This is a genomic window from Paraburkholderia caffeinilytica (genome assembly GCF_051027425.1).
Taxonomy (GTDB): Bacteria; Pseudomonadota; Gammaproteobacteria; order Burkholderiales; family Burkholderiaceae; genus Paraburkholderia; species Paraburkholderia caffeinilytica_A.
Genome location: NZ_CP186552.1, coordinates 3161272 through 3176762, shown reverse-complemented (window position 1 = coordinate 3176762; position 15491 = coordinate 3161272). Strand labels below are relative to the sequence as shown.

Genomic DNA, 15491 nt, shown 5'->3' with positions numbered 1-15491 from the left:
GAGAGGCGGGTGACCACTATGTCCGACAAACGCATCGTGCGTGCCGCCGCGGTCCAGATCGCCCCCGACTTCGAGCGCAGCGGCGGCACCCTCGAGAAGGTATGCGAGGCCATCGAGAAAGCGGCGCGCGAAGGCGTGCAACTGATCGTGTTCCCCGAAACCTTCGTGCCGTACTACCCGTACTTCTCTTTCGTGCGTCCGCCGGTTGCGTCCGGCGCCGATCACATGAAGCTTTACGAGGAAGCCGTGATCGTGCCGGGCCCGGTGACGCAGGCGGTGGCCGAACGGGCGCGTTTGCATCGGATGGTGGTGGTGCTAGGCGTCAACGAGCGCGATCACGGCAGCCTCTACAACACGCAGCTGATCTTCGACGTGGACGGCCAGTTGCTGCTCAAGCGCCGCAAGATCACGCCGACGTTTCATGAACGGATGATCTGGGGGCAGGGCGACGCGGCCGGCCTGAAAGTCGCGCAAACAGCGGTGGCGCGCGTCGGTGCGCTCGCGTGCTGGGAGCACTACAACCCGCTCGCGCGCTATGCCCTGATGACGCAGCACGAAGAGATTCATTGCAGCCAGTTTCCCGGCTCGCTGGTGGGACCGATCTTCGCCGACCAGATCGAGGTGACGATCCGGCATCACGCATTGGAGTCGGGCTGCTTCGTGGTCAATGCAACGGGCTGGCTGAGCGAAGCGCAGATTGCATCGGTCACATCCGATACGAATCTGCAGAAAGCGCTGCGCGGCGGCTGCAACACCGCGATCGTATCGCCGGAAGGCCAGCATCTGGCGCAGCCGCTGCGCGAAGGCGAAGGCATGGTGATTGCCGATCTCGACATGGCCTTGATCACCAAGCGCAAACGCATGATGGATTCTGTCGGGCACTACGCGCGGCCGGAATTGCTGAGTCTTGCGATCAACCGGCGGCCGGCGGAAACCGTCGCGCCGATGGCGGCGTGGTCCGGTGCGTCGAATACGGGTTTCAATTCAAACGAGGGATGGCGCGATGAACTCCAGCGAGACGTTGTCGGCAGCGAGCCGGCAATTAATGACTGAATTGCAGTCGGCCGGTTTGCGGCTCGTGTCTCCGGATGCGGGCGCCGCGAGCCGGCGTGGCGGTGCGGGGCCATCGGACCACAAGGCGGTGACGGTGGACGGCGTGACGATCATGGTGCCGGTGCATACGAGTACGGCATGGCACTCGCCGTTCGTCGCGGAGACGCCGGACGCGAACGGCTCGAGCGCGTTGCTGCGGGGCACGATTCCGATTGCCAGTATCAGCTTTCCCAAAGCACCGCGTTTTTACAGCATGCAAACGCTCGACGGTGTGCCGTACTCGCACATTGCCGCGCTGCATAGTGCGGACGTTCTGGCCACGACCGTGCTGCAAACGTGCATCCGCTACGAGAGCCGCCGCAAGAGTTGCAAGTTTTGCGCGATTGGGCAATCGCTCGCGGCTGGCCGCACGATTGCGCGCAAGACGCCGGAGCAATTGGCCGAGGTGGCGCGGGCCGCGGTATTGCTCGACGGCGTCAAGCATATGGTGCTGACCACCGGCACGCCGCCCACGTCCGATCGTGGCGCGCAGATCCTGTGCGAAAGCGCGTTCGCCATCAAGGCGGCGGTCGATCTGCCGATCCAGGCGCAATGCGAGCCACCTGACGACGATCGCTGGTTCGCGCGCATGAAAGCAAGCGGCATCGATACGCTCGGCATGCATCTCGAAGTGGTGACGCCCGCCTTGCGCGAACGCATCATGCCGGGCAAGGCGAGCGTGCCGCTGGCGCGTTATATGGAAGCGTTCAAGGCCGCGGTTGCCGTGTTCGGACGCGGTCAGGTGAGCACCTACATACTCGCCGGTCTTGGCGATAGCGCCGAAGCGATTCTGTCCATGTCGCGCGAGTTGATCGAGCTCGGTGTCTATCCGTTCGTTGTGCCCTTCGTGCCGATCAGCGGCACGCCGCTCGAAGATCATCCGGCGCCCACGCCTGAATTCATGAAGTCGGTTCTGCAACCGCTTGGCGCAATGCTGAACGTTGCCGCGATGCGTTCGAGCGATATCAAGGCCGGTTGCGGCAAATGCGGCGCGTGTTCGTCGTTGTCGTCGTACGAGGAGTGATCATGTTCGGTGAAGCGATTGCAGGCGAGGCACTGGATGGCGACGTGGTTTTCTCACCGTATGCGCCGAGTGAATTCCGCATCAAGTGGACGACGCTGGATTGGGAGGCCGACGAAGCGTACAAGCTGAGACGCGCGGTGTTCTGCATCGAGCAGGGTATTTTTGTCGGCGACGATCGGGACGATATCGACACGCACGCCCAGCAACTGGTGGCAGTGAGCTGTGTCGCCGGCATGCCGGAGCAGGTGGTGGGCACGGTGCGCATTCACCGCGATGAGGGCAGCGTGTGGTTCGGCTCGCGTCTTGCCGTACATGCCGCGTTTCGCCGTCACGGAAAAATTGGCGCGACGCTGATTCGTCTCGCCGTGAGCAGTGCGCATGCACTCGGCTGCGAGACTTTTCTCGCCCACGTGCAGAGCCAGAACGTGCCGCTCTTTCGCGCAATGCATTGGGACGTGCTTGCCGAGGAAACGTTGTTGGGCCGGCCGCATCATCTGATGCAGGCGCAACTGGACTGGTATCCGCCATGCGTGACGCCGTATAGCGGCTTCGTGACGCATACGCAAGCGCACAGCGCAGCGTCTGCACGGAGTGCGGCATGAGGAGCGTGGCCGATCTCGTCGCCGGCCTGCGCGAAAGCCGCGGGTTCCGGCACAAGACGGATATCGTCGACGTGGTCGGCTCACTCGCCCGGCGTCTGCCGGGTGGCACGCAGGATCTAGCGCAGGCTGTTGCGCTTGGCGACGATTGCGCGGCCATTGCCGATGGCGATGGCTACCTGCTGTTCGCCATTGAAGGCATGGTCAGCGATTTCGTGAGCGCAATGCCGTGGTTCGCCGGCTACAGCAGCGTGATGGTCAACGTCAGCGATATCTACGCGATGGGCGGACGGCCTCTGGCGGTGGTCGATGCGCTATGGAGCCGAGGCATCGACTCTGCCGAGGAGGTGCTTGCGGGCATGGCTGCGGCTTCCGTCGCTTATGGCGTGCCGATAGTCGGCGGTCACACGAATACGCGCAGCGATGCGGCGCAACTGGCGGTGTCGATTGTGGGGCGCGCGAAAGCGTTGCTGTCGAGTTTCAATGCGCAACCCGGTGACCGCTTGATGATGGCCGTCGATTTGCGTGGGCGCTTCGAGGAACCGTATCCGTTCTGGAATGCGTCGGTGGGTGCGCCGCCTGAACGTTTGAGAGCGGATCTCGAACTGCTTCCGCAGTTGGCGGAAAGTGGCTTATGCGATGTGGCGAAGGACATCAGTATGGCTGGCACACTCGGCACGGCGCTGATGCTGCTCGAATGCTCGCGGGTGGGTGCACGGATCGATCTCGAGCGTATTCCGAAACCAGCGGACGTTCCCTTGGAGCGTTGGGTCACGGCATTTCCGAGCTTCGGCTATCTGCTATCGGTTCGGGAAGAGCAGGTGGACGCAGTGCAGGCGCAGTTCGATTCGCGCTTGCTCGCTTGCGCCGTGATCGGTTCGGTCGATGCGTCGTCTGAAGTGGTCTTGCGTTACCGCGATGAGGCGGCAGTGTTGTGGGATTTCAATCGCGAGCCATTCATGGTCGCGAAGGACGGTCCGCGATGAACGCGTTGCGTATCGCATTGCTGACGCATTCGGTCAATCCGCGTGGCGGGGTCGTGCACACGCTTGAACTGGCAACCGCGTTGACAGCGCTCGGTCATGACGTAACGGTCTTTGCACCGGCTGTCCCGGGCGAGACACTGTTTCGCCTGCCGCCGTGCCGCGTGGTCTATGCGCCGATTACGCGATCTCAGGCCGGCACAGTCGCCATGGTGGAGGCGCGGATTCATGCATTCAAGCAGACCTTGATGGAGCACGACGCGTGGTCGTTTGATGTCTTGCATGCGCAGGACAGTATCAGCGGCAACGCACTCGCGGAACTGAGAGCGCAAGGGTTGATTCGCAGTTTCATCCGTACTGTTCATCACCTGGATCATTTCGACGATCTACGCCTCGCGGCATGGCAACGGCGTGCGTACGAGGATGCGGAGCAAGTGTTGTGTGTCAGCGATACATGGACGCGCGAGATGCGTTCGACTCTCGGCATTGCGGCGCTGACGGTGCCGAACGGCGTCGACATCGCGCGTTTCACCGCTGATGAAGATGCACACGACAAGCAGATCAGGCGGCGCCTGGGTATTGATAGCGGCCCGATTGTACTTTCAGTGGGTGGTATCGAAGCGCGGAAGAACACCCTCGCACTGCTCGAAGCCTTCGCGTTGGTTCTGCGCACGTTGCCGGGCGCGCAACTTGTGATTGCCGGCGGCGCAAGCCTGCTCGACCACGATGCCTACGCCCGCGGCGTGCTTAAGCGGACGGCTGAGTTGGGGCTGTCGATTGGCCCGGACGAAAGCGTGGTTGTGACCGGGCCGCTAGAAGATACCGCAATGCCAGCACTATTTCGCAGCGCGGACGTTTTGTCGATGGTGTCGTTGCGCGAGGGCTTCGGTCTGGTGGTGCTGGAGGCGCTTGCAAGTGGCACGCCGGTGGTTGCCTCGGCACTCGCACCGTTTACCGAGTATCTCGACGACACCACCTGTTACTGGGCCAATCCGGCCGATGTTGAGTCTATAGCAACGGCCTTGTTACGTGCTCTCAGCAGCAGCGGTAGTCGTATTGATTTTGACCGGGCAGTGCCCGCATTACTCGCACGCTTTAGCTGGGCGGCAAGCGCTCGACGTCACGTCGACGTGTACCGCCAATTACTCGTAACGCGCGCGTTAGCTATTCATTGATCGATTGAGGATTTTCCATGCCTGTCATGCACTTCCGGATTCAGTGGCCCGATGGCGATGAAGCGAACTGTTATTCGCCGTCGCTCGTTATCGGTGATTTCTTCAAACCCGGCGAAGCCTATGCGCTTGACGATTTCGTCGAACGTTCGCGGCAAGCGTTAGGGATCGCATCAGAGCGCGTGCGCGAGAAGTACGGCTTTGCCTGCTCGGCGGCGATGGATCAGCTCGCACAGATCGAGCGCGATGCCGAGCGTTTTCGCGATCGTCCCGAGGCGACCGTCAAGGTCATCGAGTTCAGCTAGGCGCTTATTTTTCAGAGGACGCATCATGTCGAATCCAATCCCTCACGGGCGCGCTGACGGGCATTACAGCGTACTTGTCATCGGCGGCGGGCAGGCGGGCCTGTCAGTCAGCTATTACCTCAAGCAGGCCGGCATCGGCCATCTGGTTGTGGAAAAGAACACGGTGACGCATACGTGGCGTCAGCAACGCTGGGACGCGTTTTGTCTCGTGACGCCGAACTGGCAGTGTGCATTGCCGGGCTATCCCTACCCGGGCGACGACCCGCACGGGTTCATGAAGAAGGACGAGATCATCGACTATCTCGACGGCTTCATCGCGCACGTCGATGCGCCGGTGATCGAGCACGCGGAAGTCAAGCGCGTGAAGCAGCGCGACGATGGCGTCTATACGATTGTGACCACGCAGGGCGATTTCACCGCGGATCAGGTCGTGGTGGCCTCGGGCGGCTATCACACGCCGATCGTGCCGCGTCTCGCAGAGCGTTTGCCCGCAAGCGTCGTGCAGTTGCAATCGTCGGCGTATCGGAATCCGCAGGCCTTGCCCGAAGGCGTGGTCATGGTGGTCGGCACGGGGCAATCCGGCGCGCAGATCGCGGAGGACCTGCATCTGGCAGGCCGTAAGGTCGTTCTCGCGGTTGGCGAGGCGCCGCGTTGCGCGCGCTTCTATCGGGGCCGCGATGTGGTCGATTGGCTCGCCGACATGCAGTACTACGACATGCCGGTGGAAAAGCATCCATTACGTGAAGGCGTGCGCGACAACACCAATCACTACGTAACCGGCCGCGACGGCGGCCGCGACATCGATCTGCGCAAGTTCGCCGCCGAAGGCATGGCGCTGTACGGCAAGCTCGACGATCTGCGCGACGGACAATTCCATTTCGCACCGACACTCGCCGCCAATCTCGACGCCGCAGATGATACGTACAACCGGATCAACGCGAGCATCGACGGTTTCATTGAAAAGCATGGTATCGCTGCACCAGCGGGTGAAGTCTACGAACCCGTCTGGCGGCCGGCCGAAGAACGCACGACGCTCGATCTCCACACCAGCGGCATTTCGGCAATCATCTGGTGCATCGGCTTTACACCGGACTTCAGCTGGCTCGACGCGCCGGTGTTCAACGGTCGCGGTTATCCGGCGCATACCCGTGGCATTACACCGATCGACGGTTTGTATTTCGTCGGTCTGCCGTGGCTGCATACATGGGGATCGGGGCGCTTCTCCGGCGTCGCGCGCGATGCGGAGTTCATCGTACAGGCGATTCGCGACAAAACACGCGAGCGTGAGTCGGTGAGGGCGGCTGTGGCGGCTTGAGATTCGGGCTTATGCGCTGCAACGCGAATGCATGAAAAAACGGCCGCTGCTTTTTATCGCAGCGGCCGTTTCTTTTAGCGCGAACTGAACTGAACCGAACTGAACCGAAACCGAACTGAAACTTAGCTTCCCAGTGCCGGATCGCTCATGCTGCTCTTGCCGGTTTCCACGTGTCCGGCGAAGCGTCGCGCGAACGACGGGTCCGTGTCGACGGTAATCGTCAGGTCGTACCAGCCGTAGGCGTTGCGCAGATCGAGGTACAACTGTTCGGTATCGCCGCCGCGCACCGAATGCTTGACCACATTGCTCGCGTCATAAGCATTGACGATGGTGAACTGGCAGCGCGCGCTGCCCACGTTCTCCAGCCGCAATTGCAGATTGCCGTTCGCGATGTCGTAGCCCTCGGCAACATCCGGGCGCGCGATATCCGAGCCGTGCCACCAGCTTCTCGCGACCGGCTTGCCCGCGAAGCGGCGCAGAAAACCGTTCGGGCCGTAGACGGTGTAATCGTATGTACCGTCGAGATTCAACGGCAACTGATCCTGCAGCCGCTTGCCGGCTTCGACCGTATAGGTCAGCGGCGCAGCGAGACCATTGGCTGCATAGACGAGAAACACGGCGCCCGCGCGGCCCGAATTGACGAAACGCATCGTCAGCTTGTTCTCCGCGCCTTCACCGTGCACACGCACGAACAGTTCGTACGGCAGCGCACGAGCGGGGCGCACGCCGGGTTCCTGCTTCGGCACCGCCTGCACGAGCGGCGGCAGCGGCACATAGTCCGGATGGCGATTCTGATCGGGCGGCACGTAGCCGCTCGTGCTCGGCAGCGTCGGGAACGCGTCGTTCGGGGTGCTGAAGTTGAACGCCGACATCAGATCGCCGCACACCGCGCGGCGCCACGGCGTGATGTTCGATTCGCCGAGATTGTGCTGCTGGCCGAAGCGCTTTTCGATAAAGCGGATCACCGACGTATGGTCGAACAGTTCCGAGCACACGTAGCCACCCTTCGACCACGGCGAGACCACCAGCATCGGCACACGCGGTCCGAGTCCGTACGGACCCGCCGGCGTGCTGCCGCTGCCCGCATAGTTTTCATTGCTGGTGTCGACGGTCGACAAACCGTTTGCGCTCGATGCCGGTGCGAACGGCGGCGCCATGTGATCGAAAAAGCCGTCGTTTTCGTCGTAGTTGATCAACAGCACGGTCTTGCTCCACACCTCGGGATTCGACGTGAGAATCTGCAGGACCTGATCGATATACCACGCACCGTAATTGGACGGCCAGTTCGGGTGCTCGGAATACGCTTCCGGCGCAACGATCCACGAGACTTGCGGCAGGGCGTTGTTCTGCACGTCGCGCTTGAGGATGTCGAAGTAACCGTCGCCATTGGCCGCGTTCGTGCCGATGCGCGCATTGTCGTACAGCGGGTTGCCCGGCTGCGCGTTGCGATACTGGTTGAAATAGAGCAGCGAGTTGTCGCCGTAGTTGCCGATGTACGGGTTTTGCGTCCAGCCCCACGAGCCGCTGGCGTTGAGTCCCGTCCCCATGTCCTGATAGATCTTCCACGTGATGCCGGCGTTCTGCAGCACTTCCGGATACGTGGACCAGCCGTAGCCGAGTTCCGAGTTGTCGATCACTGGGCCGCCGCCGTTGCCGTCATTGCCGACCCAGCCGCTCCACATGTAGTAACGGTTCGGGTCGGTCGGGCCCATCAGCGAGCAGTGATACGCGTCGCAGATTGTGAAGGCGTCGGCGAGTTGATAGTGAAACGGAATGTCGTCGCGCGTGAGATAGGCCATCGTCGTGGTGCCCTTGGACGGCACCCATTGATCGTAGCGGCCGCCGTTCCACGCTGCGTGCGTGCTGGTCCAGTCGTGCGCGAGATCCTGCAGGAATTGCAGACCGAGGTTCGGCGCGGTCGGACGGAACGGCAGCACGTAGCCGACATCCGCGGCGAGCGGCTGGTACCACACCGGCTTGCCGTTAGGCAGGTTGATCGCGCGCGTGTCGCCGAAACCGCGTACGCCCTTGAGCGTGCCGAAGTAGTGGTCGAACGAGCGGTTTTCCTGCATCAGCACGACGATATGCTCGACGTCGCGGATCGTGCCAGTCTGGTTGTTGGCAGGAATGGCGAGTGCGTTGCGAATGCCCAGCGGCAACATGCTCAACGCGGTGGCGGAACCGGCTGCATGCGCGGCGGAGCGCAGAAAATCACGGCGATTTTTTGAAGTCATGGTTTGGGCTTTCGATCTTCATAAGAGGAACGAACCATGCGGCGCGAGCATGAGCCACGTGCCGCATGGGGCGCGGAACTCAATCTACGGTGTGGATGACGGGTGTAGCGAGCGGCGTCGACGCGGCAGCGGACAACGCCGCGTCGGCGCTTGATGCGGGCAGTGCTGGGGTTTGAATCGTGACTGCGGGTAAGGCGGATGCGGCGGGTGAAGCGGACCACGGATTCGCTGACAGGACCTGCGAAGCGCCGCCGTTATCGCCGGCGCCATCGGTAGAACTCGTGGTGCTCGGGTCCGGTGTTTTGTCGTCGTCGTTGCCGCAAGCGCCGAGCAGCAAGCAGAGCGACACGGCGGCCAGTGCGCCCGCCAAACGTTTGCGATGAAAGGCAATGGACGGCTTCGACACAATAGACATGACAATGTCTCCGGCACGGGGAAGGTGCGCCAGGGCATCCACGCGCCCAGGTCAGCGATGCGCAAGAATAGTCGCTTACCTGTGTAACTTTTGTGAAGATGTGGAAATTTGGGTATTTGTTGAAAATTGGGCGGCAGTCCATCCTGGACCGCGGTGACGGCCTCGATCTCGACGGTAATATTGCCCGGCAAGGCGCCTACACCGACCGCCGGGCGGAAATGCCGACCGGCATCGCCGAATATATCGACGAATCGATCCGGGCAGCGACGTGACGACTTACTTCTCGATGTTCAGAAACGGCAGCGGCACACCGGCACCCATATAAGTCGGCAACCTTGGCGACGTCGGATCCAATGAATTAAAGAAATCAGCGAAGTCTGCGGGCATATTGAATGCTTACGCACCGGTATCTTTTAGAGTGGGGAATTAAAGCACTTGATCTTGCAAGTCGCTTTGCGAATGGTGCACTACCTTACTTCTGCTGTATAAAAACTGCGCCGGAGGCGGCGCAGTTTTAGGGCGTCTCGGTGGACGTTTCCGGCTAGCGATGTTTTGCAACGAACGCCGCGATTGCCTCATTCAGCGCATCCGGCGCATCGCGATGCGGCGAGTGTCCACAAGCATCGAGTTTGACCAATTGCGCATGCGGCACACGCTCGGCGATTGTGTCGATTTGCGCCATCGTGCCGTAGTTGTCGTCGTGACCTTGGACCGCGAGCAGAGGTTGCCCGATAGTGGCCAGTTTATCGGCGATATTCCATTCTCTGAACACCGGGTTCAGCCAGATATCGTTCCAGCCATAAAACGCGGAATCGACGTCGGCGTGATAGCGGCTTAGCTTGCTGCGCAGATCGGTGGTTTCGTAGAGTTGTTTGGTCTGCGCGATGCTTTCCACCGAGATGTCTTCGACGAATACATGTGGTGCGATTGCCACCGCGCCGGCTAGTGCATCCGGATGCATTGCCGCGTACAGCAGCGTAATCGAGCCGCCGTCGCTATGGCCGATCAGCCACATGCGCCTGCGTTCCTGCATGCCGATATCGAGCGCGTCGAGCAAAGCGGGCAGGATATCGCGCGCCTGCTCAGTCATGAAATCGACCGGCCACTTGACGCTGTGCTCACGCGGCGTGGAGTGTCCATAACCCGGTCGTGAATAAACGAGGCCCCGCATACCGAGCCGCTCGCACAGCGCTTGCGGCCAGTCGCGCCACATCGCAATCGAGCCAAGTCCTTCGTGCAGGAAGATGGCGATAGGCGCATGGGTCGCCGCTTCATTCACCCAGCGATATTCGATGCGCAACGGCCCATGCGATGCCGTGGCGGGCAATTCTGCAAATTCGCTAGCAATGGTTGCGGTTGCGGGGTTCTGCATGGATCACCTTATGACAGTTCGCGCAGTTTGAAGCGTTGAATCTTGCCGGTAGCGGTTTTCGGCAAATCGTCGACGAATAAAATATCGCGCGGATACTTATGCGGCGCGAGCCGTTCCTTGACGAAGGCCTTCAACTCATCCACGAGTATCTCAGACGGCGCGAATTCACGCTTCAGCACCACGAACGCGCGGGTCTTGACGAGGCCGCCGTGATCTACGCCAACCACCGCGGCTTCCAGTACCGCATCGTGTTGCACCAGAACCATTTCCACTTCGACGGGCGATACATACTGGCCGCTTACTTTCAGCATGTCGTCGCTGCGGCCCGCATACACGTAGCAGCCGTTCGCGAGACGGCAGTACTTATCGCCGCTGCGAATCCATTCGCCGAGGAACGTCGCACGCGACTTCTCGCGATTGCTCCAGTACATCAGTGCCGCGCTCGGTCCTTTGATATACAGATCGCCGACTTCGCCGTCAGGCACCGGATGACCCGCTTCGTCGCGCAGTTCGATTTCATAGCCGGGCACCGGACGTCCTGTGGTGCCGTATTCGACCGCGCCCGCGCGATTCGACAGGAAGATATGCAGCATTTCGGTCGAGCCGATACCGTCGAGAATCTCGCAACCGAAGTGTGCAGTAAAGCGCTCGCCAATTTCGCGCGGCAGCGCTTCGCCCGCCGACGTGCACACACGCATCGCGACGTCGGCGCGCGCGGGCAGGTTAGGGCACACGAGCATGCTCGCGTAGAGCGTCGGTACGCCGTAGAAGATGGTTGGGCGATGCTGTACGAGGCGCAAAAAAATGGCCTCGGCAGTGGGACGCTCCGCCATCAATACGGCCGTGGCGCCGACCGAAAGCGGAAACGTCAGACCGTTGCCCAGGCCATACGCAAAGAACAATTTGGCCGCGGAGAAAACCACATCGCTTTCGACAATGCCAAGAATCGGCTTCGCGTACAGTTCGGCAGTCCAGTACAGATTCGCATGCGTATGGACGGTGCCTTTCGGTTTGCCGGTCGAACCCGACGAATACAGCCAGAACGCGATATCGTCGCAACCTGTTGCGGGTGCCTTGATGGCCGGTGTGGCCGCATAGATCAGATCTTTAAGTAACGGCGCGGTCAAAGGCACGCCTTCGGGCGGCTGTGAAACGATCAACTGGCAACCGTCGTGTTCGGCGGTAGCCATCGCCTGCGTGACATTCGGCAGCAAGGCGCCCGATGCGATCACGGCACGCGCGTGGCTGTGCGTCAGCATATACACGTAGTCGGCCGCGGTGAGCAGCGTATTCGCAACGACCGGCACGACGCCCGCATAGAGCGCGCCGAGAAATGCGATCGGCAGCTCGACGGTATCGAGCATCACCAGCAGTACGCGTTCTTCCGGATGGATGCCGAGCGTGCGCAATGCGCTTGCGAAACGCCGGGCCCTTTCTTCGAGTTCGCCGTAAGTGGTGGTGCCGGTGTCGTCGATATAAGCGGTTTTGGCGGCGCGCGATTCATTCAGTCGGAACAGATAGGCCGCGAAGTTAAATACCGCGGGTGGCGGTTCGACCGTCGCGGCGGGCTGATTCGCAGCCGGTTCCAGCAGGGCTTCCATATGTCTCCTCCATCAGGTGGGGGCGGTCCGGCGGTTATGTGCTCGTGAGCCGCTCGATGCTTGCTACCTCATTGCTTGATGCTTGACTTGTGCGGTTACGCCGTGGGCAAATGTGTGGTTTGCGTCAGTGCGTCGATTGCCGCGCTCGATGCCTGGACGGCCGAGCGTCTGTGATAGAAACCCAATGCACGCAGGCCGCCGAGTTCTTCGCCGCCACCCGCGCGGCCCGGTCCGCCATGCAGTGACATCGGCATCACGTTGCCATGGCCGGTTTGACTCTGCTGGACTGAAGGCGAGATCGCATGCACGCGCCCATGCGAATCGGCGAGCGCCAGCGCGAGGCGGCCGAGATGTGCGTCGTCGTTCGAATAGATCGACGCGACGAGCGAGCCCTGGCCGCGTCGCGCGAGTGCGACGGCGTGCGCTTCGGGGAGCGTGCCGTTTGCCGCGGCGGCGACGCGATAAGGCGCCACGGTTGCCACCGGTCCGAACACTTCGACATCGTGCAGCAGCGTTGCGCTATCGGGATCGTTGACGACGAATAGATGCGGCGCGACGCAGGCCGCAATCGTGGCCTCGGCATCGATAAGCGGCGCAGCCGAGCCGTCATACGCGAGCACGGCTTCCTCGCGTAACGCGGCAATACCGGCCAGTACATTCTCGTATTGCTCGCGGCTCACGAGTGAACCCATCCGCACCGCGTCGTTGCGCGGATTGCCGACGCTTATTGTCGCGAGCTTTGCTTTGAGTGCATCCAGTACCGCTTCGAGCGATGCTTCCGGCACGAACGCGCGCCGGATCGCCGTGCATTTCTGACCGGACTTCACGGTCATTTCGCGCACCACTTCCTTGATGAACAGGTCGAAGGCCGGCGTCTCGGGCGTTGCATCGGCACAGAGAATGGCGCTGTTGAGACTGTCGGCTTCGACATTCAGACGCGCTCCGCGCTCGACGAAAGCCGGGTGCGCGCGCAAGGTTGCGGCGGTTTGCGCGGAGCCGGTGAACGACACCACGTCGAATGTCTGAATCTGATCGAGCAGACCCGCTGAACTACCGCAGATGACGGACAACGCGCCAGGCGGCAGAATGCCGGCGTCGACCACGTCGGCAACCATTTTTTGCGTGAGCCATGCCGTTGCCGTAGCGGGCTTGATGATGACGGGCACGCCGGATAGCAACGCGGGCGCCGCTTTCTCCCACAAGCCCCACGACGGAAAATTGAACGCGTTGATGAAGAGCGCGACGCCGCGTGTCGGCGTGAGCACATGCTGCGTGCTGAACGATTGGTCTTTGCTCAACGAGACAGCGTTGCCGTCACGCAGCGCATGTACCTCGCCGAGCGATGCGCCGAGTTTCGCGTAATACGACAGCGTGAAGATTCCACCGTCGATATCGACCGCCGAATCATTACGCGTCGTACCAGAGTTCGCGGTCGCGATTGCATAGTAATCGTCGCGCTTGGCCTGCAGCAGTTTGACGATCTCGGCAAGACGCGCGGCGCGCTGCGCATAGGTCAGCTCACGTAAAGCCGCGCCGCCTTCTTCTCGAGCGAAGCCGAATGCGCGAGCGAGATCCAGGCCCTGGCTCGACACGCGCACAAGCGCCACGCCGGTGACCGGGTCGGTTAGCGTCACACCTTCGCCGCCTCCCGCGATCCACTCGCCGGCAACGTAATTTTTCAATAGTTCGGTCATGACAAGTCTCAGGCGGAGGGGGAGGCGGGAGTGAATTCGATCGCGCCTTGCGGCAGCAGATACAGCACCAGCGCCTGCCCATTCGCGACGGTTGGACGATGCGCGCTGCCGGGGCCGTACACGCACCAGCCGGCCGGATGACCGTCGAAGGTGGCGCCTTCGGTGAGCGGCATGATCAGATCGATTTCGCCGTTCGGGTGAACATGATGCGGGCCGGCAATATCCTTCATATCAACCACGTCGACGGAAAAGCCGTGGGTCTCCGGCAAGGCCTTGAAGATCCGGCCATAGCGAATGCCGCCGCCTTCGCGGTTGCACAGCCAGCCTTCGGCCACGCCGCTGCGGCAGGCATTCGACAGATCGCGGAAAGTCGGACCGTCCGCGGGATAAGTGTCGTTGAGCCACGTGGCCAGCGTGCCGTCGAGCGGCCGGCCGGCGAGTTGCTCTGTCACGCCCGCAATCAGGCGTTGGAAGTCATGTGGGGACATGCGAGCCTCCAGATCGGCGCGCACACGCACCTTAATTCATACGTGTTGTTGCGCTGTTTCCGTGACGCTGCCGAAAAACCTCGACAGCGTTTGTTATTGGATCAATATTTGGCGAAAATTAACCGTTCACCAAGACCCTGTCAAGCACTATAGTACATGTAACGTATTCAAGGGGCAGTTAAACATGAACCAAAATTACTCTTCCGCGCCGCTGGACGATCCGGCTGATGAGGATGCAAGCCGCGCCGCTGGGGCCAACCGCGGGGCCGAGAGCGGGGCGGAGCGTGTCGGCGAGCGCGAGGAACGCGATCCTTTCCTGACGGCGATGGGAGATCGCGTGCGCCTGCTGCGCGCGCGCCGCGGCATGACGCGCAAGACGCTGGCGACTGAAACCGGTTTGTCGGAGCGTCATCTGGCGAATCTGGAATCGGGAGTGGGAAATGCGTCGGTACTGGTGTTGCGGCAGATCGCGGCGACGCTGAACTGCCCGCTGGCCGAAGTGATCGGCGACGAAACCACGGCCTCCGCTGAGTGGCTGCTGATCCGCGAACTGCTGCAGGGGCGCGACCAGGCGGCCTTGCAACGCGCACGGGTGGCGTTGGCCGACATGTTCGCGCAGGCGCCGCGCGACCCGCATCGCAAGGACCGGATTGCGCTGATCGGCCTGCGCGGCGCGGGCAAGTCGACCTTTGGACGGATGCTGGCGCAGGAGCGCAAGGTGCCGTTCGTCGAACTCACGCGCGTGATCGAGCAACTCGCGGGCTGCCCGCCGTCGGAGATTCATTCGCTCTACGGCGCGAGCGCTTACCGGCGCTATGAGCATCGGGCCCTCGAGGCGGTGATTCAGGAGCATGAGCGCGCGGTGATCGCGTCGCCGGGCGGCCTGGTGTCGGAGTCGGGCACCTTCAATGCGCTGCTGTCCCACTGTTTCACCGTATGGCTGCAAGCCACGCCGGAGGAGCATATGCGCCGTGTCGTCGCACAAGGCGACCTGCGGCCGATGTCCGGCAACAAGGAAGCGATGGATGACCTGAAGCGCATCCTGGCCGGGCGTAGCGAGCTGTACGGCCGTGCCGACATGACCTTCGACACCAGCGAGCAAACCTTGGCCGACGCCTATTTGCAGTTGCGAGACCGGCTTGCGGCAAGGCTCGCGGCGGAATCGCCGGACGAAGCACGGCTGAGCTGAAATGCAGT

At 61.8% G+C, this 15491-nt stretch carries 15 protein-coding genes; 9 read left to right on the top strand and 6 right to left on the bottom strand.

Annotation, left to right across the window (positions count from 1 at the left end):
• The first annotated feature begins 18 nt into the window (after positions 1 to 18).
• From ACOSV0_RS13935 to ACOSV0_RS13905, 7 genes are read left to right on the top strand one after another with little or no spacing between them, the layout of a single operon-like run.
• Positions 19 to 1053, top strand: coding sequence for a Nit6803 family nitrilase (locus ACOSV0_RS13935; RefSeq protein ID WP_434110282.1), 1035 nt, complete (start codon positions 19 to 21; stop codon positions 1051 to 1053).
• The gene (locus tag ACOSV0_RS13930; RefSeq protein ID WP_434110280.1) at positions 1046 to 2116 is read left to right on the top strand and encodes an MSMEG_0568 family radical SAM protein; all 1071 of its coding nucleotides are present in this window, start codon (positions 1046 to 1048) and stop codon (positions 2114 to 2116) included. The genes ACOSV0_RS13935 and ACOSV0_RS13930 overlap by 8 nt, the downstream gene beginning before the upstream one ends.
• A gap of 2 nt (positions 2117 to 2118) precedes the next feature.
• On the top strand, positions 2119 to 2718 hold the full coding sequence (locus ACOSV0_RS13925; protein WP_434106741.1) for an MSMEG_0567/Sll0786 family nitrogen starvation N-acetyltransferase: 600 nt from the start codon (positions 2119 to 2121) through the stop codon (positions 2716 to 2718).
• Positions 2715 to 3701, top strand: coding sequence for a sll0787 family AIR synthase-like protein (locus ACOSV0_RS13920; protein WP_434106740.1), 987 nt, complete (start codon positions 2715 to 2717; stop codon positions 3699 to 3701). Before ACOSV0_RS13925 ends, ACOSV0_RS13920 begins: the two co-directional genes overlap by 4 nt.
• Positions 3698 to 4873 carry an MSMEG_0565 family glycosyltransferase gene (locus tag ACOSV0_RS13915; protein ID WP_434106739.1) on the top strand — a complete coding sequence of 392 codons (1176 nt, stop codon included), beginning with the start codon at positions 3698 to 3700 and terminating at the stop codon, positions 4871 to 4873. The genes ACOSV0_RS13920 and ACOSV0_RS13915 overlap by 4 nt, the downstream gene beginning before the upstream one ends.
• Before the next feature lie 17 nt (positions 4874 to 4890).
• Entirely contained in the window at positions 4891 to 5175 is a 285-nt protein-coding gene (locus tag ACOSV0_RS13910) for an MSMEG_0570 family nitrogen starvation response protein (RefSeq protein ID WP_266259640.1), read from the top strand.
• 25 nt (positions 5176 to 5200) lie between these two features.
• Positions 5201 to 6490 (top strand): MSMEG_0569 family flavin-dependent oxidoreductase, encoded by a 1290-nt coding sequence (locus tag ACOSV0_RS13905; protein WP_434106738.1) that lies wholly within the window; start codon positions 5201 to 5203, stop codon positions 6488 to 6490.
• Positions 6491 to 6612: 122 nt separating this feature from the next.
• Here ACOSV0_RS13905 and ACOSV0_RS13900 read toward each other — a convergent pair whose 3' ends face one another.
• Positions 6613 to 8724, bottom strand: coding sequence for a phosphocholine-specific phospholipase C (locus tag ACOSV0_RS13900; RefSeq protein ID WP_434106737.1), 2112 nt, complete (start codon positions 8722 to 8724; stop codon positions 6613 to 6615).
• Positions 8725 to 8803: 79 nt separating this feature from the next.
• Positions 8804 to 9139, bottom strand: a complete 336-nt coding sequence (locus tag ACOSV0_RS13895; RefSeq protein WP_434106736.1) for a hypothetical protein — start codon at positions 9137 to 9139, stop codon at positions 8804 to 8806.
• Between the two features lie 92 nt (positions 9140 to 9231).
• Here ACOSV0_RS13895 and ACOSV0_RS13890 point away from each other — a divergent pair, with 92 nt between their 5' ends.
• Positions 9232 to 9411 (top strand): hypothetical protein, encoded by a 180-nt coding sequence (locus ACOSV0_RS13890; RefSeq protein ID WP_434106734.1) that lies wholly within the window; start codon positions 9232 to 9234, stop codon positions 9409 to 9411.
• Between the two features lie 269 nt (positions 9412 to 9680).
• Here the strand turns inward: ACOSV0_RS13890 and ACOSV0_RS13885 are convergent, their stop codons facing one another.
• From ACOSV0_RS13885 to ACOSV0_RS13870, 4 genes are all read right to left on the bottom strand, one after another.
• On the bottom strand, positions 9681 to 10511 hold the full coding sequence (locus ACOSV0_RS13885) for an alpha/beta fold hydrolase (protein WP_434106733.1): 831 nt from the start codon (positions 10509 to 10511) through the stop codon (positions 9681 to 9683).
• 8 nt (positions 10512 to 10519) lie between these two features.
• Positions 10520 to 12112 (bottom strand): benzoate-CoA ligase family protein, encoded by a 1593-nt coding sequence (locus tag ACOSV0_RS13880; RefSeq protein WP_434106731.1) that lies wholly within the window; start codon positions 12110 to 12112, stop codon positions 10520 to 10522.
• Between the two features lie 95 nt (positions 12113 to 12207).
• A complete protein-coding gene (locus ACOSV0_RS13875) occupies positions 12208 to 13806 on the bottom strand; it encodes a 3,4-dehydroadipyl-CoA semialdehyde dehydrogenase (RefSeq protein ID WP_434106729.1) in 1599 nt (532 codons plus the stop codon).
• 8 nt (positions 13807 to 13814) lie between these two features.
• A complete protein-coding gene (locus ACOSV0_RS13870) occupies positions 13815 to 14294 on the bottom strand; it encodes a DUF4863 family protein (RefSeq protein ID WP_434106727.1) in 480 nt (159 codons plus the stop codon).
• A gap of 184 nt (positions 14295 to 14478) precedes the next feature.
• Between ACOSV0_RS13870 and ACOSV0_RS13865 the strand changes: the two genes are divergently transcribed.
• On the top strand, positions 14479 to 15483 hold the full coding sequence (locus tag ACOSV0_RS13865; protein ID WP_434106726.1) for a helix-turn-helix transcriptional regulator: 1005 nt from the start codon (positions 14479 to 14481) through the stop codon (positions 15481 to 15483).
• Positions 15484 to 15491: the final 8 nt, after the last annotated feature.

What these genes read in the sequence shown, in the direction of transcription:
- ACOSV0_RS13880 (WP_434106731.1), bottom strand. Translation starts at nt 12,112, where the DNA reads ATGGAAGCCCTGCTGGAACCGGCTGCGAATCAGCCCGCCGCGACGGTC.
- ACOSV0_RS13875 (WP_434106729.1), bottom strand. Translation starts at nt 13,806, where the DNA reads ATGACCGAACTATTGAAAAATTACGTTGCCGGCGAGTGGATCGCGGGA.
- ACOSV0_RS13915 (WP_434106739.1), top strand. Translation starts at nt 3,698, where the DNA reads ATGAACGCGTTGCGTATCGCATTGCTGACGCATTCGGTCAATCCGCGT.
- ACOSV0_RS13870 (WP_434106727.1), bottom strand. Translation starts at nt 14,294, where the DNA reads ATGTCCCCACATGACTTCCAACGCCTGATTGCGGGCGTGACAGAGCAA.
- ACOSV0_RS13920 (WP_434106740.1), top strand. Translation starts at nt 2,715, where the DNA reads ATGAGGAGCGTGGCCGATCTCGTCGCCGGCCTGCGCGAAAGCCGCGGG.
- ACOSV0_RS13905 (WP_434106738.1), top strand. Translation starts at nt 5,201, where the DNA reads ATGTCGAATCCAATCCCTCACGGGCGCGCTGACGGGCATTACAGCGTA.
- ACOSV0_RS13865 (WP_434106726.1), top strand. Translation starts at nt 14,479, where the DNA reads ATGAACCAAAATTACTCTTCCGCGCCGCTGGACGATCCGGCTGATGAG.
- ACOSV0_RS13925 (WP_434106741.1), top strand. Translation starts at nt 2,119, where the DNA reads ATGTTCGGTGAAGCGATTGCAGGCGAGGCACTGGATGGCGACGTGGTT.
- ACOSV0_RS13900 (WP_434106737.1), bottom strand. Translation starts at nt 8,724, where the DNA reads ATGACTTCAAAAAATCGCCGTGATTTTCTGCGCTCCGCCGCGCATGCA.
- ACOSV0_RS13885 (WP_434106733.1), bottom strand. Translation starts at nt 10,511, where the DNA reads ATGCAGAACCCCGCAACCGCAACCATTGCTAGCGAATTTGCAGAATTG.
- ACOSV0_RS13930 (WP_434110280.1), top strand. Translation starts at nt 1,046, where the DNA reads ATGACTGAATTGCAGTCGGCCGGTTTGCGGCTCGTGTCTCCGGATGCG.
- ACOSV0_RS13935 (WP_434110282.1), top strand. Translation starts at nt 19, where the DNA reads ATGTCCGACAAACGCATCGTGCGTGCCGCCGCGGTCCAGATCGCCCCC.
- ACOSV0_RS13895 (WP_434106736.1), bottom strand. Translation starts at nt 9,139, where the DNA reads ATGTCTATTGTGTCGAAGCCGTCCATTGCCTTTCATCGCAAACGTTTG.
- ACOSV0_RS13910 (WP_266259640.1), top strand. Translation starts at nt 4,891, where the DNA reads ATGCCTGTCATGCACTTCCGGATTCAGTGGCCCGATGGCGATGAAGCG.